We start from the raw sequence: 21,191 nt of genomic DNA, 5'->3' as shown, positions 1-21,191 counted from the left end.
CAAACATGAACGAAACTTTTGTGTAGTCAGTTACCCCGACTAAAGGCGTCATAAGTCAAAAATAGAGTCGATGAAACCTTGAAGTGAGCGCAGAGATCGAGAGAATATACCCTCTAAATCGCTGTATCAGAACACTGAAAGCCTCCATCACGCTTACTGTGATGGTTTTTGCATTGCCATGCATATCGATCCCAAAAGTAACAGAACTGCGAGTGCGCAGAGCCTTATTTTATTCAGTCCAGTTAATAGTTTTCTTTTTGGCCTTCCCCATATCACTACCACTTTAAATCAAATCGCAGGACTTGGAAAAGGTTCAACTTATTTAAGCAACAACACTCCTCATCGATACAAGCTCAATGGTTACCTACTCCACAAACTAAATGTATTAGAAACGCACGGTTAACTATTTGAAATATCAAAATTTAATGCAAAACCATGAAAAAAGTGTTAGTAATTGCCTCCTTAATCACAAACTTAAGGGCTCTCATGACAAACAAAGATGAAATCATCGCTAGATTTAGAGAAAATGTGCGAGGTCTAAGATTCGACCCTGCAGGATTTAACTCACGCCACGACGGAAAAGAAGGGCACTGGTTAGAAATCCAAATGGGGATTGCTCCTAATGGCGACAATCGACCGGATTTACTCGGTTTCGAAATGAAAAATCAAACTAGTTCAGGCAAAACTACATTTGGTGATTGGTCTCCAGACTTAAACTTATGGGGTAGAAATACATCAGACTCAAGTATTGGAAGATTAAACAAAGATACTCAATTCCTTCCATATTTTGGGACACCTAACCCACAGAAAGACAACCGTATTTCGTGGTCAGGTTCAGTCGTCCCAAAAATTGGTGACTACAATTACTATGGGCAAAAATTAATTATTACAGACACTGAAGATATTCAGGCCATCTATTCATTTGAACATGATCAACGACCAGACAAAAGCGAAATTATTCCAGACAACCTACAACGAAATATCGTTTTAGGTCAATGGACTAAGGCTGTTATAAAAGGAAAATTAGAAAGAAAATTCAATGATCAAGGATGGTTTAAATGTCTTAAAGATCACAACGGGATTTATAGAGAAATAGTATTTGGCCGACCAATTAACTATGAATCTTGGCTAGGCCTTGTTAGACAAGGGATTGTTTATTTTGATTGCGGAATGTACCAAACGAATCCCAGACCTTACGCTCAATGGCGAGCAAATAACAATTACTGGGACTCGCTAATTCTAGATCGTCATCAATAATGGATATACGACTAACGTTATCGTTAGTCGTAATAAAATCAAAAAACACCCGAGTTCAATTTCTTTATTTTATCTATAATACCATGATCTAAATAACGATAACTTTGTCCAGGGCAAAACCCTTCAAATTCACTTCTAAGATTTTGTAATGATAACTCTTTCTCATAGATTATTAAATCTGATATCTCTAAAGCATGACAAGATTTTTTATCTGTAAGATATTTTGATATTCGATTTGAATATTCCTCCGTAGCGCCAATATCATACATTAGGCTGGAGAAATCAGAGTGGTGGTGATGCTTAACAACAAAGCTGCCAACGATAGCCATAACAGGCTTAGAACAATATATAATTACTTTTGATGATACATTTGATTTATATAAACTGGGGAACTTCTTTCTAAACTCAAATTTTTTAGCACCCGATATTATTTCCCTAACATAATGAGGTCTAATTGACAATAAAATGTACTTTTCCATAACAACTCTTAATTAATAAAAACTAACCATTTGCTTCATATACGGCTTTAGCAAACCCTCTTGGGGTAGCTGAACGAATATTTTTTGTTTTCAATGACTTACCTCCAAGCTTTTTGTGTTGATCCGAATAACCAGGAGAAATAGGCACGCTCTTTTTATTAGGCATGATAAAACCATTCCCCGACCAAATACATGTTTTTTTTGGATAAGCATCTTGTGGCCTAATATAATCAGGATACAACGGGTGATTATCACCAAGCTCAAGGTAGCCTCCGTATTCATATGGATGAAATATATGATTTGGTTTACGCCACATAGTACTAATTACACTAATTGGGTTCTCTAGTGCCCATGGACAATCAAAATGCTCACCAATAGCATCAACTAGCCGAACTAGTTTCATTGCATCATGTTGGAAGTTTGGATTATTTATTCTTTTTTTCTCAAAATGAGCAGCTCCAGACACTGCCAAATCTGTACATTCAGGAAAACCAAAAACAAAACTAATATCGCTTCCTGTAATACTTTCGATTTTAGATAGGTCATCATCAAGCCATATTCCTACTTGAATTACATTACCTTCCCTATGAGTTCCCTCTTTATGTTGAGCGTCAAAACAATAACAAAGATAACCAGCATCTGCCCATGGTTTTGCCATTATCCCCGTATAATCGAACAAAAATATCGCTTTCTTCATTGTATCTCACGTCTAAATTTAAGAATCCACTACCACAAGCACCATTCGAAACCTGTTCTACAGTCAATTCTCAGCGCCTTATGTCATTCTAAAAAACCTAATTGGCAACCAGTATATTATATTTGATGATTTTATTGTATTGAGATAACAGCAAGCTAGCCTCAGAGATACCATGAAGATATATTCATACGACAGGCTGATGGTGGCGCTGATTGCCCTGAAAATGTAATTGCACTCTGTCCGACTTGCCATCGTAAAACGCACTACTCAGTGGAAGCAGCAGATTTCAATGCGAAACTCATCGAGAAAGCTCTAAAGATTGAAGAGCAACTGTTGTAAACATTTCCTTCAGGCAAAAGAAAGGCTCGCATGACTAGTGCGAGCCTTATGCAGTTTAGGGGGTAAACCACAATCTGATATTAATTTGGGACTAATTATTTAACTTATGAGCTGTTATGCACTTGTGCGCATTGATATTCTATTTTTAAATGATTCACTGCAATTAATCAATCGATAAAAGTTAGCGTTTGGTCAATTTAAACCATATAAAGACTAGTGATTTAGTGAAGCTAGTCTCGAACATCATCACAAAACCCATAGAAATCAGACCTATAGGCTTCTCATTTGCCAATACCCTTCACCATTAGTCGCGAGTTGGCTGTGTAAATAATCAAGCGTATCCGCGACCGTTCCAGCAATGCCTTGTGGTGGATTGAACAACAGCAAACCGCTTCCGATGAGGCGATCATCACCCTTAGGATCACGAAGGCGAAGCTCCGACTTAATCGGACTTGGCAGCAAACCATCTTTCACTGCGGTCACACAGTGGTTCAGAATCAGTGAGCTCTTGTCATCCGTGTAGAGCGGGTACCAAATTAGTGCAGATACCTTCTCAGATTGCTGATACGCCTTAACTAAAGCATCAATCACCGCGAGATATTCTGAATCGGTTTCATAGGGTGGATCGATAACAATCAGATGGTGGTTGTCATGTTTAGCTACGTCATCAGGTAACGCTTTAAGCCCATCACCTGCGCTAATCGTAAGCTTGCTTGAAATATCTAAGTTACGCTGTAACCTCTCGATATTGGTTTGCAGTAAATCAGCTTCATCTTGCTGAATGTCTGAAAAATAGAAGCTATCTTGGCTTCGACCTTGTTGGTAAGTGATGGCCGCAGAGCCGGGGTACAAAGAGATAAGTTGATTCGGATTGTAGTATTCCAGTACCGACATAAAAGAAGCGAATGCCGGAGGAAGATAAGCCTTATTGCGCCACAAGTACCCGACCCCTTCAGCAAACTCACCTGCATGATTACTTGGTGCGGTGGTGAGGTCATAACACCCTGTACCTGAGTGCGTGTCGATAACATTGAGACGTGAATGCTGCTGCATTAATGACTGAACAAGTGCACTCAATACTGGATGCTTCAGTGCATCACCATGGTCGCCTACATGACATTGATGTCGATATTCCATTCCCTTGCCTCATTTCTACTAACGTCATCTAAACATACTTCATATCACACGCAGTTGCCTATTCAATCCATCGTTTTTTGAAATAGCTTCTCTTTTCGCTAACTGTCTGACTCTTTTAAAAATAAAGCCCTTCGTTTTATTACAAACGAAGGGCTTTACTGACGTTACTTGCTAACTTGTACTGCTAGAGCATAGACAACCTAAGGGTACTCTCCCTCAACTTCTACTGGCGCTTTCACTTGGTAGTGGCAAGGTTGTAGACCAAGTAGCTTAGGCAGTGTGATGCCGACAGACACTGAAGACCACGTACCGCTGACAATGCCGACAACCAATGCGATTGCAAAGCCTTGCAGCGCAGAACCGCCAAGTAGCCAAAGTGCCGATACAGTGATTAGCGTTGTACCTGAAGTCACCATGGTGCGTGAGAAGGTCGCTTTAACCGATTCGTTAAGCAGGTTATCAGTATCACCGTTTGGATTGCCGCGCAGCATTTCGCGTACACGGTCGGCGATGATGATCGAGTCATTCAATGAGTAACCGAGAATCGCTAGCACGGCCGCCAATACGGTCAGGTTAAACTCAAACTGAGTAAAAGCGAACAGACCCAAGATGAGCGTCACGTCATAGATGATCGCGGCAAGCGCACCCAGAGCCAAACGCCATTCAAACCGTACACTCAGGTACAGCATGATCATTAGGAAACACACCAATACCGCCAAGCCACCTTGGTCAACCATGTCTTGACCCACTTGAGGCCCAACCACGCTGCTGTTAAGCACTTTTACTTGGTCACTTACCGATGACAAAGCATCCACTAAGTTTGGCTGTGGAGCGTCTGTCAGTTGGCTGTAACGAATCGTCCAGCGATCCTGCTCTGCCATGCCGACCACTTGAACGTCTTGTTGGAAAGCCGTATCAAGTTTTGTTTTTAACGCATCTTTGGTTACTTGATCAGAGAGTTGAACCTCGGCAACCACACCGCCAGTAAAGTCCAAACCCCAGTTAAAACCTTTCACTGCCACCAGCATCACAGAGCTCATGAACAGCACAATAGAAATCACAGACATCACCTTACGAAGGCGAGTCATATTACTGTTTGAAAAATAGCGGTCTGAAATAGTCATTTTTGAAATACTCATGCTTAAATCCTTACATCGTGGCGTTGGTCACGCCCCCAAACCAAATTGATGATCGCTCGTGAAGCAAAAATGCCCGTAAACATACTGGTTAGAAGACCTAAGCCCAGTGTCAGAGCGAAGCCCTGAATCGGTCCATTACCAATGGTGTATAGGGCTACAGAAACAATCATGGTGGTGACGTTGGCATCGAAAATAGAAGAGAACGCACTGTCAAAGCCACGATCGATAGAACTCGCAAAGCTGCGCCCTTCTTTCATCTTGTCTCGAATACGCTCGAAGATAAGCACGTTGGTATCCACCGCCATACCGACGGTTAGTACCAAGCCCGCAATGCCCGGCAGGGTTAATACCGCACCTGGTAGCAAGGCAATCAAGCCAAACAATGTGGTCATGTTCACCACCAATGCACAGTTCGCGACCCAACCTAAGCGGCGGTACCATAGCGCCATAAACGTTAGCGTAAGGCCAAGACCAAGTGCTAAAGCAGCAAAGCCGTTAGTTACATTTTCAGCACCCAAAGATGGGCCAATAGTACGTTCTTCAATGATGGTCACAGGCGCAGTCAATGACCCCGCACGCAACAGTAATGCAAGCTCTTGTGCGTCTGCCAAGCTGCCTGCACCTGTGATTCTGAAGCGGCTACCCAGTTGAGATTGGATGTTTGCCACACTAATCACTTCACTGTCTTGCTTGCTGTTGCCCGCTCTATCACGACTGTATTCGCTGTACACCGTTGCCATTGGCTTACCGATGTTATGACGTGAGAACTCAGACATTTTCTTACCACCAGAAGAATCCAGCGTAATGTTGACTTCTGCACTGCCCATCTCACCAATGCCACTACGAGCATCGATAATGTGTTCGCCACTCAACACTGCCTTGCGGTCGACTACCACACGGTTGCCGTCTGAATCTTTCAGGGTTTGAGTGCTGCGCGTTGGGTTGTCGTACACAGAATAGAAAGCAAGTGATGCGGTTGCACCAATCACATCTTTCGCTGCTGCAGGGTCTTGTACGCCCGGCAGTTCAATACGAATACGGCTTTCACCTTGGCGTTGAATTGATGCTTCTGTGATGCCTAGCTCTTCAATACGGCTACGCATGATTTGCAGGTTTTGTTGAACCGTTAGGTTACGTAGCGTTCTTTGCTCTTCTTCAGATTGGGTTAACGTTAGCGATTTATCTGAACGATCACGTTGCCATTGTGGGAACTCTTCACGAATCAGCTTTTGAGCTTGTTCAAAATCAGCATCAGTGCGGAAATTAAACTTAACTTGGTTGTTCACCACTTCACCACGGGCATAACGCACTTCGCTAGTGATCTCGTCGACCACCGCTTGAGCTTGCGCGTGATAAACCGGTGCCATATCCACTTCTAGCAAGAACTGCACGCCACCGCGTAAATCAAGGCCTAGTTGAATCGGCGCAAAACCCATATCAGTTAGCCATTTAGGTGCAGCTGGCTCCATCGCTAGAGCAACGGTTGCGCTGTCTAGTAGACGCTCATTAAGTACTTCTTTAGCTTTCGCTTGCTGCTCTGCATCTTCTAAAATCACAACTAAGCGTTTGTCTTTTTGAAAGGCTGATGTCGCTTGGATGCCTTCGCTCGCGAGATATTGAGTAATTTGAGTGGCGTCGATCGTCTGTTCAGAACGGTTGCTAATTTGAACCGAGGCGTTCTCGCCATACCAAGAAGGTAAAGCACTCAGAACCATAACGATGATAGTGGCGATAAGCACCACGTATTTCCACTTTGAGTAGTGGTTGATTTGTTTTCTTGGAATGCGTTTTTTCACAGTCAAGATCTCTTCTTTTTACCAATCACAGTAAATAAGTGCTCGAAAATAGCGTAGGAAAAACGCAGTGATCGAGCATTTTAACCAGCGAGGGTGACCAGTTATTTACTACGATTGGTATAACTAATGTTTTGCGAACACGATCGATAGCTGAAACCAGAACAAGCTGATTGAACGGTAATGATGCTAAAGCTGATGTCGCTATGTTTGTCTTGGTTAACTGGCGAGCTCAACGGGCACAAGTGACCATCGATACGACCAATTTAGGGTCAAACGATTAGCTAAGAAGTTCTCGGAAATGCGAGTATTGGATGTTGCCCTCTTTCCACCCCGAAAGCCGGGAGGACGGAGAACCCACAATGCTGGTCCAATGCTGCTTAGTATCCAACATCGGCGTGTTGAAGAGCAGAGAAGCCAGTAATGATGGGGGAGAGAAATCGATCAATAGATGATAAGCAGGCTCAAGGTCGGCCACGCTTTCTTGCTCGTTGCTGAGCATACGTCTAAAGGTTACCGCTTGGAGACTCGATTCAGTGTCGTGATAATTGGAACTATCACCTAAAGACGCAGTGTCAAACTGAACCTGATCGCATTCCATGTAGCTCGACGGGTTATCCGCAGCAGCTTGTTTACAAAGATTATTCTGCGAAGGCTGCTCTTGAGCGGAGTGGATTTGGAATGGCTTAGAAGGGAACGAATAGCCGTTAGAATTCACTAAGCCAAAGCTCAGTAAAAACAACATTAAGACTAATCGGGTACCTAATTTAAGCAATCTAATATCCAAACAACATTCTCGTAGATCGCCAATCTACAATACAAATGAAATGCTGTCTTGATTTAAAACATTTTTTTAGAAAATGATTCGATGCAACCGATTAAGCGCTCTCGCAATTTAGATTTACATAGATCTAAAAGTACTTAACAACAGGTAATGTATAGGTGTTACGAATGGTGGAAACAAGAAAGCCAAGCGGTGCTCGCTTGGCTTTGGGTTAAGTGTTTCTGTTCGCTTTAGGCTTTAGGGCGCATGATGTTCTTAACCTTGCGGCTATTTTCACCAAAGATGCGTTGGACAAGTTGATTCATGTCTTCACGAGAAATCGAGTTAACCGTCGCTTTCACGTTAAACAAGGCTTCTACACCATAGTCGTGCAAAAGATAGCGAGACACGAACCATGCTTGGTCCACAACGCTAGTATCTAAAGGCGTAAAGTCCGCTTCTAATTGCTTGCCTGCCGCTCTAATCTCATCATGTGAGACGCCCTTCAGAAGGTCTCCAATCACTTTATCAATCGCGACCTCAATCTTATCGGCATTTTTAGGGTCGATCATCGCACCAATAAACCAGTCATGGCTTGTATCACCATCTTGAGATGCATAGTAAGCATAAGGTGAGTAATCTAGACTTAAATCTTCACGTATGTACGCGTCTAAACGAGTAACAAGCAGGCGTTGCAGCATGTCTTCCATAAAGATATCTTTCGCCGTTTGCCCTCTTACTATTCCAGTATGAGCTGAAGGCTCCGCAATGACTCTTAGCATGTACTCAGTGCTATTAGTAGTATTGACCGCTAAATCAATGCGCGCTTTAGATGGGTGCTTGTACGCGACGTTAAAGTCCGGCACAACGGCTTTTTCCAATAGAATAGAAGCCAAGTACTGGCGAACCAGAGGTTTCAGTTCACTTGGATCAATGTCGCCCACAATAACCAGCTGATTATTTCGGAATTGACCAAACAACTGCTGATGGACGCTCTTTATCTCTTCAGCAGAAACCGTTTCCACACTTTTACTATCGAGCAATACATGATCACTGTCCGCTTGATAGGTATTTTGGTTCATTGCATATGCGAACTGACCAGTCGGGCTTGCTAAGTAAGAATCTCGATTTTGAATGAACTCTTGTTTAACCGCCTCAAGTTGCTCTGGCGACACTTTAACTGATGTAACGATCGCGTTGAGTGCAGCAAAAGTTTCCGCTAAGCCACCACTGTTGAGCTTAAATTCGACGCCATGGCGGGTAAAATCGATAAACGGATAAACCTGAATATCTTCACGATCCAAATGCGCATCAAGCTCCGTTCCTGAAAAACTGCCAACACCACTTCTACCAATAGCAGGAAGGACTAACTCTGTCGCTGGGTATAAGCTAGGATCAATTGCTGCCTTGCCGCCTAAGCTTGTGTAGTAAATACCTATGTCATCACCTGCGTGATAGTCACGCAGATACCACATATCGATACCATTGCTAAGCGTCCACTTTTGAACATATGGGTCTACATACATCTGTTCAACTAACTCAATGTCGCCTTGCGAACTCGGTACAGCAAAAGCACTGCTGGTCACCGAAAACAACGGTTTGGCACCCTTTTCGCTATAAGTTGCTTTTAAGCTCTCGATGGCTTGGGTAATCGCGACTTTATCTTCACTTTCATTCATACCAACCACTACGAAATAGTCGCTAGAAAGCAAAGCCTTAATATTGGCATTAATCACATCAAGGTCGAGGTTTGCGACAAACTCTTCAAGGCTCGCTTCATAGTCTCGTTGTGATTGCACGACCTGTTCGTTCACTAAAGCCATCGCTTTCTGGTTAGCGTGCTGTACGCTGTCCATGTTGTCCCAGTCAATTTCTACATTATCGAGCAAATCTTGGTAATAGTGCTGTTCGCTGATGATCTCATTTTCAGAGACACCATAATCACGCAGAGATGCCAATGTCGCGATAAGCTCTTGTTGAGTCACCTCACGCGCGCCCACAGGGTAACCAACGCTGATCGATGAATAACGCTGATATTCCATAGAGTAATGTTCAGCCACCACCCATTGAGTCGCTAAGGCCGCATCATTGAACTTGGTATTGAGTCGTTGTCGAATCAGTTGCTGCGCGGTCTCATCTAGCCAAAGCTGATGTTGTTGTTCGCGAGTCTCTATCTCGCTTGAACCTCGGTTTATCATCAAAGAAATACTTGGGGTTTCCCCTTCTGCATACTCGATATAATCACCGTCATTGAAGTTTGTGATTCTTTGTTTTTCTGGCTTGGGAGTTTGTCCACGCTGCCAATCTGAAAACTTCTCTTCAATGAGTGGGATAGCGATTTTTGTGTCGATATCACCCGAGACAATCACTTCAACGTTCTGAGGTTGATACCACGTCTGGTAAAAACTATTTAGCCCTTGGGAAGTCGCGCTGAGCACAGACTCTTTAGTACCAAGTGCATCTTGGCCTTCATACTGACCACCCTCAATGAAGTGGTCAAAAAACTGTTCTGCGAATGGTTTGTCGTCTAAGCGTGCATAACGGAACTCACCAAGAATCACACCTTTCTCTTTTTCAACTTCTGAACTTGATAGGTCCAGAGCATCACCAATGTCTCGCATCCACGTCAGGGCTGACTGTAATTGGACATTGTCAGGTAAATCTAATTGATACACAGTTTCTTGGTAAGAAGTGTAGGCATTGATATCAGCACCAAAGCTAGCGCCTGCATCTTCGAATAGACGAATCACGTCATTTTGAGAGAAATTTTTACTGCCATTGAATGCCATGTGCTCCAAAAAGTGCGCATAACCTTCTTGTTGGTCAGTCTCTTGGAACGAACCCGCGTGCACGACTAAACGTACAGAGACAGACTCTTCATGATCTGGATAAACATGATAGGTAAGGCCATTTTCTAGCTGACCCGAAGTCCATGCCGGATCCGGTTGGATTAAGGTTTCGGTGATATTTGATGTTGAACTACAGCCAACTAAGGTGAGGCATACTGCCGCTGCTAAATAATATGTTTTCATAACAACCTCTTAATGTCATTCATCGACAATATACAGATTGAGTTAACGATTATTATTTAATATTGAACCGGATGAGTATCTTTGTGATCTGGATCTTTATTTTATAAATCGCTATACGTTATGTAAGATCGAATATACTCGTATAAAGCGGCGTTTTGATAAGAGCCTAAAACATCCATTTAAACTCGCTTACTCCACATACCTTTAAAATCAATGGCTATATCCCCTTAAGCTAGTTCTCTACATACCTTTAAAGAGCGCTTGCGAAGCGCGGCTGATCGGTAACTTCTCTCCAGAAACATACGCCGACATCTGGCCTGAGAGCCCTTTCTTCACCTTATCAATAGCGGAGACTTTCACCACCACGGAGCGGTGGATCTGCCAAAACTCATCAGGATTGAGCTGAGCGATCAGTTCTTTTAGCGACACGCGAAGAATAAACTCTTCTAACGAACCGCCTTGACCCTTTTTAAATATAGACACGTACTTATCTTCAGCTTTGAAGAAAGCCACATCATCGACGGCGATTAGGTGAATGTCTTCCCCAACACTGGCTTTAAGCCATGTGAGATGTTTCTTCTGCTGTTGATAAAGGGGCTGCGATTGATAAGGAGGTTGAGGTTGCTGTGAGGTTGACTGGGATAGCTGTTGAAGCTGACTCATTAACGCAGCAATATCAGGCTGCTCAGGCGTGCTACCTGATTGCGTTTGGTTGCTCGACAAGCGCGCTTGAACCTTCTGACAGGTAGCGAGTAGACGCTCTTCGTTGATTGGCTTCAGTAGGTAATCCATCGCATTGTGCTCAAAGGCTTTGACTGCATATTCGTCATAAGCGGTGATGAATACCACCAACGGCGGAGAGTCTAACTTGTTCAATTGTTTCGCCAGCGAGATTCCATCGAGCTCTGGCATGCGAATATCGAGAAAGGCCACATCGGGCTTAAGCTGTTGAATACTCTGCATCGCCTCTAAACCATTGGTTGCCTTACTGACGATCTCTAGCTCAGGCCAAACCTCAGCAAGGCTCTTGTCTAAATGGTGCCTTAACAGTGCTTCATCGTCTGCGATAATTGCCGTTACGTTCGGCTTTACTGCTGGGTTAGTCATTATTATTCCTTTAAATTCACACTGTAAATCGTCTGTTTGTAATCACTGATCTTAGAGGTTCGGCTCATCGTTCTCAGATCTAGTTTCGCTGATAAGCGGTAATAAGATTGTCGATACCACCCCACCCTCAGCTTGCTCAGTGATCGTCAAGCTAGCTTTCTCACCGTAAAGGGTTTCGATTCGCTGACGAATATTGCTAAGTCCCACACCATGGCCCGCACTAATAGAAGGGGAGTTCAGCCCAGCGCCACTGTCTGCAACTTCGATTTTTAACTGCTGCGCTTGTTGAGCTATGCGGATATTCACTTGGCCACCCGCGGCTTTAGGTTCGATACCGTGCGTGAGTGCATTCTCGACCAAAGGTTGAATCAAGAATGGCGGAATCACCTGCAAGTCGCTGATGCCATGCGCTTCAATCGAAAACTCCAATCGTTCTGCCAATCGAATTTTCTGAATATTAAGGTAAGCATCAATCAAATCGACTTCTTGAGAAACCGTAGATTGATCGGCACGACTATTTTTTAATGTCACGCGCAGTAAATCCGTCAGCTTTTCTAACATCAGCTTGGCTTTAGCGCCATCAGTCTCAATTAGCACGCTTATGGTGGCGAGCGTATTGAACAAAAAATGAGGTTCAATTTGGCTTTGAAGTTGCTTTAACTGACTCATCACCACGACTTTCTCTTGGTCAGCTTGACGGCGTTTAGCAATCTCCAACTCATTTTCGGCTCTGAGTTGTTCGCCTCTCGTATAAAAATAGTAGTAACAAACCGAGCAGAAAATAACACCCAACAACATCACCGATTTCAGCCCAGAGAAATTGTCACCAAAGAAACCATTTAACCAATAATGTGCGTTTAACGTACCAACCGTCATCGCCACCAACATCGAGATGCCCACTTCAAACACACGAGATTCGGTTTTGAACAACTTAACCAAAATGAAAGAAGAGCCGACCGCACTCAAACCAAAACCAAAGCTGATCGCGAGGTTGAGGATGAAATCGCCTCCCCATATGGTTTGCGTGGTCACAGCAATCAAAGCGCAGAAAATGGTGGTCAGAGTGAAACTCTTTGGCCACGAAAATTCACTTTTAGAAGAAGTACTCATTAAAACCGTCCTTTGATATTTAAGAGAATCATATGACTATCGGGTAAGTTGGCGTAAGCAGAATCACTTTTACCGCCTAGAAAGCGTGCAGCAAGTTCCAAATCCAACGATGAGTCGCCATTATCTAAAGCCTGATAGTTGAGCCACTGCGTAGCAATAAAGCCGCCGTCTTGTGGAGATAACATGACGTCGAATGTCGGCGTGATATCTTCAAGCCAGCCATGTGTAGAATCCAAAGACCAGTGAAACATGATGTTGTGTTGAACCAAATTGGCGTGTTGATAGCCCTGAGCGTAAGAACCTGCCAATGATGCTGTCATTGGATTAACCGACAAAGACTCGGCATTTTCTATTGCCCTTTGCCATTCAGAGTTACTCCAAGCTCGGCTATCAAACCAATATTCCAGAACCACATTGTGCCCCGAGTCATTGGCCCATGTTAGTCCTGCCAACGCTTGATAAGCCTCGCCCTGCTCTTCGAGATAAACAGGTTTAAGCATTGAGCTCGGCTGGCGATAGCCAAGGCTTTGTCTTTGATAAACCACAGAACCGTGAAACTCCCACGCGAGGTTTAATACCGAAACCAAACTAGCCCCGAGCAAGCCGTGACGTACATCATCGTAATAAGCAACCCATTGATATTCGTGATCACCTACAAGATTGTAACGACGTAACCCAAATCCTTGTTGCTGGTTCTGCTTTTCGAATTCATTTACGTCCTGATAAGTCCACGAAGAATCACTGTAAAGCAGTGTCCATTCTCCTGTCATATCGAACAGTGACGCCGAGGCCACACCCGCGCCCTCTTCTGCGACAATGCCTACCGGGTTTTGTCGATAAGGCTTGATGATGTCTAACGGTCGGTAGCCATAACCCACGCCCCAATCTAGTCGAACCTTACCGAGCGTGACATCAAGGTAGTGATCCCCGAAAGCAGAATTCGACAGTTCAATACCACCTTGCCAAAACAACTCACGTACAATGAATTCAGACTCAAAGCTCGCGTCTTGCTCTTGAGGGTTGTTGCTCACAATATCATTGGCTTTCACTGCGAACAGACCAAGCCAATTGCCATATCCAACCTCTAGATCCAGCAAACCATTGAGTGACTGACGATTATCTGATGCTAAAGGACTGAATGGCGACTCTCGCGATTCAACCGACTCAGCGCTCAGTTGCCAATCCCAGGCCAAGCTCAGATCGTCTGCTTGAATCGTGTTACTTACACAAGACAAAGCAAGCAAAGTAGTGATTGAAGACTTTATGTGGAGTCGGCGATTGGGCGCTCTCATACGATCACCTACAATCCAGATACACTGTTACGCGACAAATAAGCAGGGTTGTAGTATTTGTCTTCCAAGCTTTGTTCTATTACTTCGCGGTACTCAATCACGGTTTTCTTACTCGGCTGAATCTTATCGAGCAAGGTCATCGATACCACACTTGGCAAGCCATCTCGCACACCTTCAGTAAACCACGCTTGCTTCGCTAACTTTCCTGAACGCAGGTACAAATCCGCTTTAACTGGAAACGCTCGGTCTGCCGTTAACCACAGATCAATCGATTGATAGCTGGCACCCTTGGTTTTCGCCGCTAGCTTTAGGTGATGGGTATCAATTGTCTCGCCAGTCGGCATCTCAACCAGTTGATCGGCAACCCACTCACCTTGGTAATCTTCACTCCAAGTGAGTGTCGAGATATCGCCCACCGAGGCTTCACCCAATAACTTTTGCATCGGTGTGATACGAATTGGTCGGCGCGATTTCGGCATCAGTAACCAATAATTATCTTCAATCATCAGCATCTTTTGACCAGCTTCAACAGCTGATTTAAAGACGACCAACGACTCTCGGTTTGGTCTTGTGTAAACGTTGTATTCACGGGTTTTGTCCAGTTGCTCGTCTTGATATAACGCCACCAAGGACACTACCTTAGAGGCTTGTGCACTGTTCAAGCGGTAGCTATCCGCCTTGGCAATCATCTCAGTGACTTGTTGTGAATCGACTGCCCAGCTTGGCGTCGATGTTACAGTTAATGCTAAAACCGAGGCCAAAGCCAAAACAGAGCCCAACATTTTAATTGAACGAGTTAATTTACACATAAACCAGCGCCTCCGTGATTGGCTTGTTCACGCCTTTACGAGCAGAGAAATAAGCAGCGATTAAACATATTGTCAGCACACCTAAGGTGGCGTAACCAACCAATTCCAATGAGAAGTAAATGTTGAGCGGGTAACCTTCGGTTCTGCCGGGAGGCGGCGGCATTTGTATATCAACCACCAGCAGTAACACCGACACCAAGCCACTCACTAGCGCGCCAATCGCGCTACCAATCAGTGCCAGTAATCCCGCCTCTTTTAAGAAGCCTGCGACGATTTCAGAAGGGTAACTGCCGAGTGCTGACAAGGTGCCGATCTCTCGAGTACGTTCCGTCACCGACATAGTCATGGTGTTAAACAACGACACGAATACCACCAATGCCATCACTGCACCCATGATGCCGAAGATCCGGTCGTAAAGATCTTTAACCTTGGTGTAGAAAAACGCGCGATCTTGCCATGGAGTGATCTCGATCTCTGATCCTTGTTCGCTTTGGCTAGCGCTATTTCGATCTAAAGCCGTTTGGATGCGCTGTTGAACGGTCGAGGTTTTGCTTGTCTCAAATAGGAACACCGACAAGGTGCTGACTTTATCTGAGGCCAAAAGCTCTTGAGCGGCAGTGATATGAACATATAACTGACGCTTATCCAGCTCAGGAACCCCAGTCGAGTAGATGCCCTGCACCTTAAAATCAAAAGCGTTCAAAGCACCGTCACTTGTGGTCGCGAGCAGAGTCACCCAATCTCCTACCGCAACTTTAAGGTTACGAGCCAAGTCAGTACCCAGCATCACTTGGGGTTCTTGACTGTCGTATCTTGGGGATTGCACATCCGACAGGGTTTGCCCGCTGCGTACATCAAGGAAAGGACCTTTCATGTCGAATTCACGCTCATTCACGCCCGTTCCCATAAAAATGGTCGACTTGCTGCCGTTAGAAACCAAACCACTGAAATAGACTCGCGGCTGCACACCACGCACGTCACTGTCGCCAATAATGCTCTTGGTTAGCGCTTGCACGTTGTCCAGACCATTGCTCAGCGGCATGTCTTCATCTTGTTCAAAATAACCTGGCGTGCTCAAAGTAAGGTGGCCAGTATCACGCGCAGTCGATTCTCTCAGTGACTCATAGGTGTAAAGCCCATAACCACCGGCACTGGTCAGTGCAAATACCGCAATGGCGATGATCAACACTGAAAGCAGGCTGCGTCGACCGTTTCTCAATAAGTTCAACCACGCCAAACGCACCGAAGTTGGAAGTAAAAACGTGCTCATTCTTTGTGTTAACTTGCCCATGAGATCGCCTCCGTGGTTGCAGCTTGTGGAGCCAATTGACCATCGATTAACTCAATGATTCTGTCGCAACGCTGCGCCATTCTTGGGTCGTGGGTTGCGACGATAAAAGTCGTGCCCATTTCGTGGCCGAGCTCTTTCATAATGTCGATAACAAGGTTCGCGGTATGGCTGTCTAGGCTGGCGGTCGGCTCATCGGCAATCACTAAGCTTGGGCTGTGGATTAGCGCTCTGGCTATCGCAACACGTTGCTGTTGGCCACCAGAAAGGTTATCTGGACGGTGATGAACGTAATCTCCTAGCCCAACACGCTCTAACATGTCTTGTGCTCTGGTCTGCTGTTCTTGTTTCGAACATTGGTTCAACATCAATGGATACGCGACGTTTTCCAAAGCCGTCATCACAGGAACCAGATTGAAGCGCTGAAATACAAAACCCAGCGACTGACGGCGAAAGCGTGCAGCGGCGATTTGCTCTGTCGGATATGGTTGGCCATCAATATTAATCTGCCCTCTATAATCCATATCCAACAAACCAAGAATATTCAAAAGTGTGCTTTTTCCTGAACCCGACGGGCCGCACAGCGCCACCATTTCGCCGCGTTTGATCTGACCATCGACGCCCTTCAGGGCATCGACACGTTGACCGCCAATCACATACGCTTTGCCGATACCGTTAAATTCAATCATTCCATTTCCCTCTGATTACCAATTCATTCTTAAGCGTTTGCAAGCCAATATTAAGCTTTCGCGCTCATTATTTTGCTATCGCAGCTGTTATTTGGCTTTCGCTATTAGGGCCTTCGCAGTCATGGTCTCGATGTTTCCGGCATCGGTACTTTCCATTTTTTCAAGCCACACCTGTGCTTGCTTGAAGTCTTCAGCACGAATCGATGCAGTAATGGCGTAACGGTAAATCCACGATGTCGCAGAGAAATGTTGTTGTTGGAAATCATCTTCCGCGAGTAACGATAGGAACAGGTCATAACCACGGTCAAAATGGTTAAACATGTCTGGCAGAGAGGTGTAAGTCACCGCAGCCATTGCGCGAGTTAGGTAAGAATCGGGCAACCCTTGAACGCGAGGTTGTTCATGAATCGGTTGGACTTCGTCTTTAAGCAGCACCAGTGATTTATCAATGGTCGATAAGCCCTTTTCGACATACTTCATCTTATTCCAAGGCAAGAACGCATCACGCCCCATCAAGGTCTCTGTGCTTCCGAGGTAAACCAAGGTCAGTGGCGTAGCACCGTCTTGTTGCAGCGTGTCATTCAGGCGTTCATAAGCCACCTCAACCAAGTCTTCATTGCCTTGCGCGGCTTGGTTGTAGATATCAAGCACGTCTGAACTTGGGTTAGCCAAAGCTAATGACGGTACAAACGAAACAAGAGCAATCAGTAATGAACGCTTAAGCAGAGAAGTGGTAGAGCTTGAATTAAATGAGTGTGAAGTAGTCATGATTTCTAATCCCTTTCAAATGTTGACGTTGAAAGGTTAACTAGAATTTGTCATGCCGTTTTATCAATGCGACGAATGGTAATAGCGAGGAGTGAATGGTTGAGTTGGGGTGTGAGTGGAAAATTCAAAAAAGAAAGAGTAGCGAAAGAATAAAATGGATGGATCAAAGCGGGACTAAACTTGATTTCGACCTCCTCAATTAGACTTACTTACCTGATTATTATTTTCTAAGTGTTTGAGTGTCTATATTGGCAATTGTAATGAATTTTTCCCATTTATCTTAAGGTAAAGCAACTCACGCTCTGGAAACACCGCTTGTCGCAATGATAAGAACTGTAGATAAAACAGCCTTACCATAGAGCTTAAAACAACAGCACAAGGAAAGCGTCATGAATGGTAAGAACATAAGAATAATTTTGAGATGGATACACATAACTTTAGCGCTATTTGTTGGTGCAGCGTTCTATTCACCCTTAGGAAGCAATGAAGCATATCTTACCGCTACGCTATGGGGCTTAATACCAGCTCTTGCTTTAACAGGTATTGGTATGTGGAAACAGTCGTCAGTTATGAAAGTATTAAAGCCGATAAGCAAGAAGGCGCACCAGTAAGGTAAAAGATTACGCGAGAACCAATAGATCTCGCGTTTGTTCTTTTGGTTGCAACATATATAGGTATGAGAATATTGAAGTTACTTTTTAATCATAAGTTAACGAATTATGTGCAGCTTTCAATACTTGAAGTCTTCCTGCCTCGCGTAGTTTGGTTGCCAACTCAGAAATGTCCTGAACTTGGATAGTCCAATTTTTAACTCGTGGCACTTTATGACTCAAAGTGCGCTAAAACAAACTCATAATAGATAGCTCATCAAGATAAATACTTCTATAGCCTGATGAACTCATCCCAATACAGTGTCCGTTTTTTAGTACGCTGATTTATTTATATAATAATCAGCGACCTTGATGATCGATTTTTTTACCTGAGCAATCTGTTTTGAATGTGGACACCAAAGGGATATGGGAACCATTATTTCTTGTTTGATCTCGTCACATTTTATCTCTACCAAATTCTCTGTCATATATTCAGATTCAATTATCGACTTTGGTAAAAGAGCCCAGCCAAAATCATCTTGGACAAGCTTAACAATGACCGCTAATTGATCAACATATTCATGTTTTGAAGAAACAACAACCTTCTCCGTCATTTTATCATCGACCATAGATTTGAGTACAAACTGGCGTAAAGATTTCATCGTTGAGAGCGTTTCGTTTGAGGGCTTAGCCGATAATTCACTTCCTGCATGAGCAAATGGAACAAAAGGCATATTCCCCAAAAAGGTAAAATCAATACTATTAATCACTTTGCTTTCGTATATATTCACAATCCCAAAATGAATGCTTCCGTCTTCGATCCCTGCTTTTATTTCTGGTTTCGTTCTGACCAAAAAATTAACGCGCATGGATGGGAAGTCTTCATAAAGCTGTCGACGAATTTTAGAAACAACGTGATGAGGTAAAAAGCTCGCATAGGCTATCGTCACTGACTCTAGCCCGCCAAATGAAAGACTTAATGCAAATCGGTCAAGAGTTTTAGCCTGCTCTAAAATTTGCTTTGCGTAATGATAAAGGAGTATTGCATCTTCAGTGGGTTCAACACTGCGGCTCAATCTATCGAATAAAGTGATCGCTAACTGGTCTTCTAAACTGGTGATAACTTGTGCAACCGTTGTTCGGTGCTTATTCAATTTTATCGCCGCTTTACTAAAAGCCTGCTGTTCATATACCGCAACGAAAGTATTTAATTGTTCAAGACTAAAGTTCATATCATGCCCTGCGAGTCCTTATATTCGATAATAAATCTTACCACCAGAGTCTACATTAACCAATACAACGTATGTTTCTCTTATTAAGTGACACATTTTTATCAGCACGTTCTGACTTGAATTCAAATATCTTCCCAAATACACATTAAACATACGAATTAATATACTTTTTACCACGAGAAACCGCCCTCCCCCTTTACCGACGCTGTTTGGATGACAACGATGGTTCGAGCCCATCGCTAGAGAGTTAATGAGTCTAAAAACCTTGTGTAAAGTTGCGTCATTGCTTCGGCAACTTAACTTAAATAACTCAGGAACGTCCCATGAACACTCTAAAAATGACCGCTTTGTCTACGGCTTTACTTGCTACTATTTCTATTTCTGCATTTGCTGGCGATGACATTCAAAAAGTCGACCCATCCGATATGACTCGTGCCAGCTCTAATATGTATGTAGCAACCAACAACAAAGGTGACCTAAAGCTATCAGGGGCACTATCATACGCTTATGACAACGGGCAGATGTCTATGTTCACATTGGAAGGTTCGATGGATAATGAAGGTAAATATAAAGACAGCCGAGCTCAATATTTCCATGTGTTCAACATAAATAGTGCTATTACACCTCGTGTAGCCGCATCATTAGATATCATTGATAATGCAAGCTTTACTACTGCTGCAGTAGGTGGTGTCGCTATTTTTAGAACTCCAATCGACTCTCTGACCTTCTTTGGCCGTGCAGCAGTGATGGGCGGTGAATATTCAGACAGCACAACAAGTGCCTTCGGTGTGACAGACAATAGCATCGTAGGTGGTATGGCTGCTGCTTATGCAGTTTGGAAGCCGGGCGCCGATGGTACTTATTTTGCAGCCTACCCAGAATTTACATACATGGATGGTGATATTGAAACGAGTACCGTTAAAACCACTCTACTCGCAGCGACTCCTTTTTCGGCAGACAAAACACGTTGGGGACAAGTCAAGGTTGAAAATACTTATGGAAGCATGGAATCAACCAATCAAAAACTAGACATTGACGACACCGTGGTTTGGTTCCAATACAAAGTATTCTTCTAAAACGACCAAAAACCATAATACGTTAAAAGGTGAATCGAGAGATTCGCCTTTTTTGTTTTTAGCTTTGTTTTCCTTACACCCTCTCACTCTTCTTTATTAAAATAGCCACGATTGACTATTCAGTTCGGCCTTATCTCTCTCTCTCTCTCTCTCTCTCTAACAAGTTACGCCTACATCCCATATTGATTCAACACTCAAAACCTTATTCTAGCGGCCTATTTCAATACCGTTATTGATTGATATTTAACTGTTTACGTTTGCTAGTGCATACCTAACCCCATCAAGATAAGTGAATTCAAACGAAGCCACTCTTGAGCTTGCATAGCATCCCAACACTACGCGCATTGCCAATGAGTAGAGGGTAAGGAGATCGAATGTATCGTCTGAACACAATGAGTAACGGGAAGAAGCTCAAACAATCGTATCTATATAACGTGAACTTCTTTACGCCATGGCATCGGTGTGTAACCACGAGCCTAAAGCGCATAAAAGCGTTAACACAAGCGATAATGGATAGCTGTGTTGAGATGACCCAAAGATATCGTGGTACTTAATCACCCGCTCGCAGGGAATCAATAACCAAGCTCAACAAAC

General features: G+C 43.8%; 18 protein-coding genes and 2 pseudogenes. 4 read left to right on the top strand and 16 right to left on the bottom strand.

The features are described 5' to 3' along the window. Positions 1–54 precede the first annotated feature (54 nt). A pseudogene (locus tag L3V35_RS05085) lies at positions 55–220 on the bottom strand (IS5/IS1182 family transposase); the annotation flags it as partial. A gap of 215 nt (positions 221–435) precedes the next feature. Here L3V35_RS05085 and L3V35_RS05080 point away from each other — a divergent pair. Beyond that, entirely contained in the window at positions 436–1,257 is an 822-nt protein-coding gene (locus L3V35_RS05080; RefSeq protein WP_237298703.1) for an LlaMI family restriction endonuclease, read from the top strand. A gap of 38 nt (positions 1,258–1,295) precedes the next feature. Here L3V35_RS05080 and L3V35_RS05075 read toward each other — a convergent pair whose 3' ends face one another. Next, complete coding sequence (locus tag L3V35_RS05075; protein WP_237298701.1) at positions 1,296–1,736, bottom strand: hypothetical protein; 441 nt, start codon at positions 1,734–1,736, stop codon at positions 1,296–1,298. Between the two features lie 22 nt (positions 1,737–1,758). Next, positions 1,759–2,433 (bottom strand): Dcm methylase, encoded by a 675-nt coding sequence (locus L3V35_RS05070; protein ID WP_237298699.1) that lies wholly within the window; start codon positions 2,431–2,433, stop codon positions 1,759–1,761. A gap of 168 nt (positions 2,434–2,601) precedes the next feature. Between L3V35_RS05070 and L3V35_RS05065 the strand changes: the two are divergent. Continuing rightward, a pseudogene (locus L3V35_RS05065) lies at positions 2,602–2,772 on the top strand (HNH endonuclease signature motif containing protein); the annotation flags it as partial. Positions 2,773–3,042: 270 nt separating this feature from the next. Here L3V35_RS05065 and rlmJ read toward each other — a convergent pair. The 12 genes from rlmJ to L3V35_RS05005 form a co-directional block, all read right to left on the bottom strand. Continuing rightward, a complete protein-coding gene (gene rlmJ, locus L3V35_RS05060; RefSeq protein WP_237298697.1) occupies positions 3,043–3,909 on the bottom strand; it encodes a 23S rRNA (adenine(2030)-N(6))-methyltransferase RlmJ in 867 nt (288 codons plus the stop codon). A gap of 200 nt (positions 3,910–4,109) precedes the next feature. Then, the gene (gene secF / locus L3V35_RS05055) at positions 4,110–5,048 is read right to left on the bottom strand and encodes a protein translocase subunit SecF (RefSeq protein WP_237298696.1); all 939 of its coding nucleotides are present in this window, start codon (positions 5,046–5,048) and stop codon (positions 4,110–4,112) included. A 2-nt stretch (positions 5,049–5,050) separates the two neighbouring features. Next, positions 5,051–6,850 (bottom strand): protein translocase subunit SecD, encoded by a 1,800-nt coding sequence (gene secD / locus L3V35_RS05050; protein ID WP_237298694.1) that lies wholly within the window; start codon positions 6,848–6,850, stop codon positions 5,051–5,053. Positions 6,851–7,121: 271 nt separating this feature from the next. Further along, entirely contained in the window at positions 7,122–7,586 is a 465-nt protein-coding gene (locus L3V35_RS05045; protein ID WP_237298693.1) for a hypothetical protein, read from the bottom strand. A gap of 269 nt (positions 7,587–7,855) precedes the next feature. After that, positions 7,856–10,636 carry a M16 family metallopeptidase gene (locus L3V35_RS05040; RefSeq protein ID WP_237298691.1) on the bottom strand — a complete coding sequence of 927 codons (2,781 nt, stop codon included), beginning with the start codon at positions 10,634–10,636 and terminating at the stop codon, positions 7,856–7,858. A 240-nt stretch (positions 10,637–10,876) separates the two neighbouring features. Further along, positions 10,877–11,743, bottom strand: a complete 867-nt coding sequence (locus L3V35_RS05035; protein WP_145563309.1) for a response regulator transcription factor — start codon at positions 11,741–11,743, stop codon at positions 10,877–10,879. Positions 11,744–11,794: 51 nt separating this feature from the next. Beyond that, a complete protein-coding gene (locus L3V35_RS05030) occupies positions 11,795–12,853 on the bottom strand; it encodes a histidine kinase (RefSeq protein ID WP_237298689.1) in 1,059 nt (352 codons plus the stop codon). Continuing rightward, positions 12,853–14,145, bottom strand: a complete 1,293-nt coding sequence (locus L3V35_RS05025; protein ID WP_237298687.1) for a hypothetical protein — start codon at positions 14,143–14,145, stop codon at positions 12,853–12,855. The genes L3V35_RS05030 and L3V35_RS05025 overlap by 1 nt, the downstream gene beginning before the upstream one ends. An 8-nt stretch (positions 14,146–14,153) precedes the next feature. Next, the gene (locus L3V35_RS05020) at positions 14,154–14,954 is read right to left on the bottom strand and encodes an outer membrane lipoprotein-sorting protein (RefSeq protein ID WP_237298685.1); all 801 of its coding nucleotides are present in this window, start codon (positions 14,952–14,954) and stop codon (positions 14,154–14,156) included. Beyond that, positions 14,947–16,245 carry an FtsX-like permease family protein gene (locus L3V35_RS05015; protein WP_237298683.1) on the bottom strand — a complete coding sequence of 433 codons (1,299 nt, stop codon included), beginning with the start codon at positions 16,243–16,245 and terminating at the stop codon, positions 14,947–14,949. Before L3V35_RS05015 ends, L3V35_RS05020 begins: the two co-directional genes overlap by 8 nt. After that, positions 16,233–16,931 (bottom strand): ABC transporter ATP-binding protein, encoded by a 699-nt coding sequence (locus L3V35_RS05010; protein ID WP_237298681.1) that lies wholly within the window; start codon positions 16,929–16,931, stop codon positions 16,233–16,235. Before L3V35_RS05010 ends, L3V35_RS05015 begins: the two co-directional genes overlap by 13 nt. Before the next feature lie 87 nt (positions 16,932–17,018). After that, positions 17,019–17,699 carry a hypothetical protein gene (locus L3V35_RS05005; protein WP_237298679.1) on the bottom strand — a complete coding sequence of 227 codons (681 nt, stop codon included), beginning with the start codon at positions 17,697–17,699 and terminating at the stop codon, positions 17,019–17,021. Between the two features lie 389 nt (positions 17,700–18,088). Between L3V35_RS05005 and L3V35_RS05000 the strand changes: the two genes are divergently transcribed. After that, positions 18,089–18,310, top strand: a complete 222-nt coding sequence (locus tag L3V35_RS05000) for a hypothetical protein (protein WP_054546072.1) — start codon at positions 18,089–18,091, stop codon at positions 18,308–18,310. A gap of 311 nt (positions 18,311–18,621) precedes the next feature. Here the strand turns inward: L3V35_RS05000 and L3V35_RS04995 are convergent, their stop codons facing one another. After that, positions 18,622–19,521: a LysR family transcriptional regulator gene (locus tag L3V35_RS04995; RefSeq protein WP_237298678.1), complete on the bottom strand. Its 900-nt coding sequence runs from the start codon at positions 19,519–19,521 to the stop codon at positions 18,622–18,624. A gap of 323 nt (positions 19,522–19,844) precedes the next feature. Here L3V35_RS04995 and L3V35_RS04990 point away from each other — a divergent pair, with 323 nt between their 5' ends. Further along, positions 19,845–20,597, top strand: a complete 753-nt coding sequence (locus L3V35_RS04990) for a hypothetical protein (protein WP_065206503.1) — start codon at positions 19,845–19,847, stop codon at positions 20,595–20,597. The last annotated feature ends 594 nt before the right edge of the window (positions 20,598–21,191 follow it).

This window comes from Vibrio sp. L5-1 (assembly GCF_021728315.1).
Lineage (GTDB): Bacteria > Pseudomonadota > Gammaproteobacteria > Enterobacterales > Vibrionaceae > Vibrio > Vibrio splendidus_K.
This window is presented reverse-complemented; position numbering and strand designations above follow the sequence as displayed.

Coding starts and splice junctions, on each gene's coding strand:
- L3V35_RS05000 (WP_054546072.1), top strand. CDS start 18,089: ATGAATGGTAAGAACATAAGAATAATTTTGAGATGGATACACATAACT.
- secF (WP_237298696.1), bottom strand. CDS start 5,048: ATGAGTATTTCAAAAATGACTATTTCAGACCGCTATTTTTCAAACAGT.
- L3V35_RS05070 (WP_237298699.1), bottom strand. CDS start 2,433: ATGAAGAAAGCGATATTTTTGTTCGATTATACGGGGATAATGGCAAAA.
- L3V35_RS04990 (WP_065206503.1), top strand. CDS start 19,845: ATGAACACTCTAAAAATGACCGCTTTGTCTACGGCTTTACTTGCTACT.
- L3V35_RS05080 (WP_237298703.1), top strand. CDS start 436: ATGAAAAAAGTGTTAGTAATTGCCTCCTTAATCACAAACTTAAGGGCT.
- L3V35_RS05040 (WP_237298691.1), bottom strand. CDS start 10,636: ATGAAAACATATTATTTAGCAGCGGCAGTATGCCTCACCTTAGTTGGC.
- L3V35_RS05010 (WP_237298681.1), bottom strand. CDS start 16,931: ATGATTGAATTTAACGGTATCGGCAAAGCGTATGTGATTGGCGGTCAA.
- L3V35_RS05030 (WP_237298689.1), bottom strand. CDS start 12,853: ATGAGTACTTCTTCTAAAAGTGAATTTTCGTGGCCAAAGAGTTTCACT.
- L3V35_RS05015 (WP_237298683.1), bottom strand. CDS start 16,245: ATGGGCAAGTTAACACAAAGAATGAGCACGTTTTTACTTCCAACTTCG.
- L3V35_RS05045 (WP_237298693.1), bottom strand. CDS start 7,586: ATGTTGTTTTTACTGAGCTTTGGCTTAGTGAATTCTAACGGCTATTCG.
- L3V35_RS05035 (WP_145563309.1), bottom strand. CDS start 11,743: ATGACTAACCCAGCAGTAAAGCCGAACGTAACGGCAATTATCGCAGAC.
- rlmJ (WP_237298697.1), bottom strand. CDS start 3,909: ATGGAATATCGACATCAATGTCATGTAGGCGACCATGGTGATGCACTG.
- L3V35_RS05020 (WP_237298685.1), bottom strand. CDS start 14,954: ATGTGTAAATTAACTCGTTCAATTAAAATGTTGGGCTCTGTTTTGGCT.
- L3V35_RS05075 (WP_237298701.1), bottom strand. CDS start 1,736: ATGGAAAAGTACATTTTATTGTCAATTAGACCTCATTATGTTAGGGAA.
- L3V35_RS04995 (WP_237298678.1), bottom strand. CDS start 19,521: ATGAACTTTAGTCTTGAACAATTAAATACTTTCGTTGCGGTATATGAA.
- L3V35_RS05025 (WP_237298687.1), bottom strand. CDS start 14,145: ATGAGAGCGCCCAATCGCCGACTCCACATAAAGTCTTCAATCACTACT.
- L3V35_RS05005 (WP_237298679.1), bottom strand. CDS start 17,699: ATGACTACTTCACACTCATTTAATTCAAGCTCTACCACTTCTCTGCTT.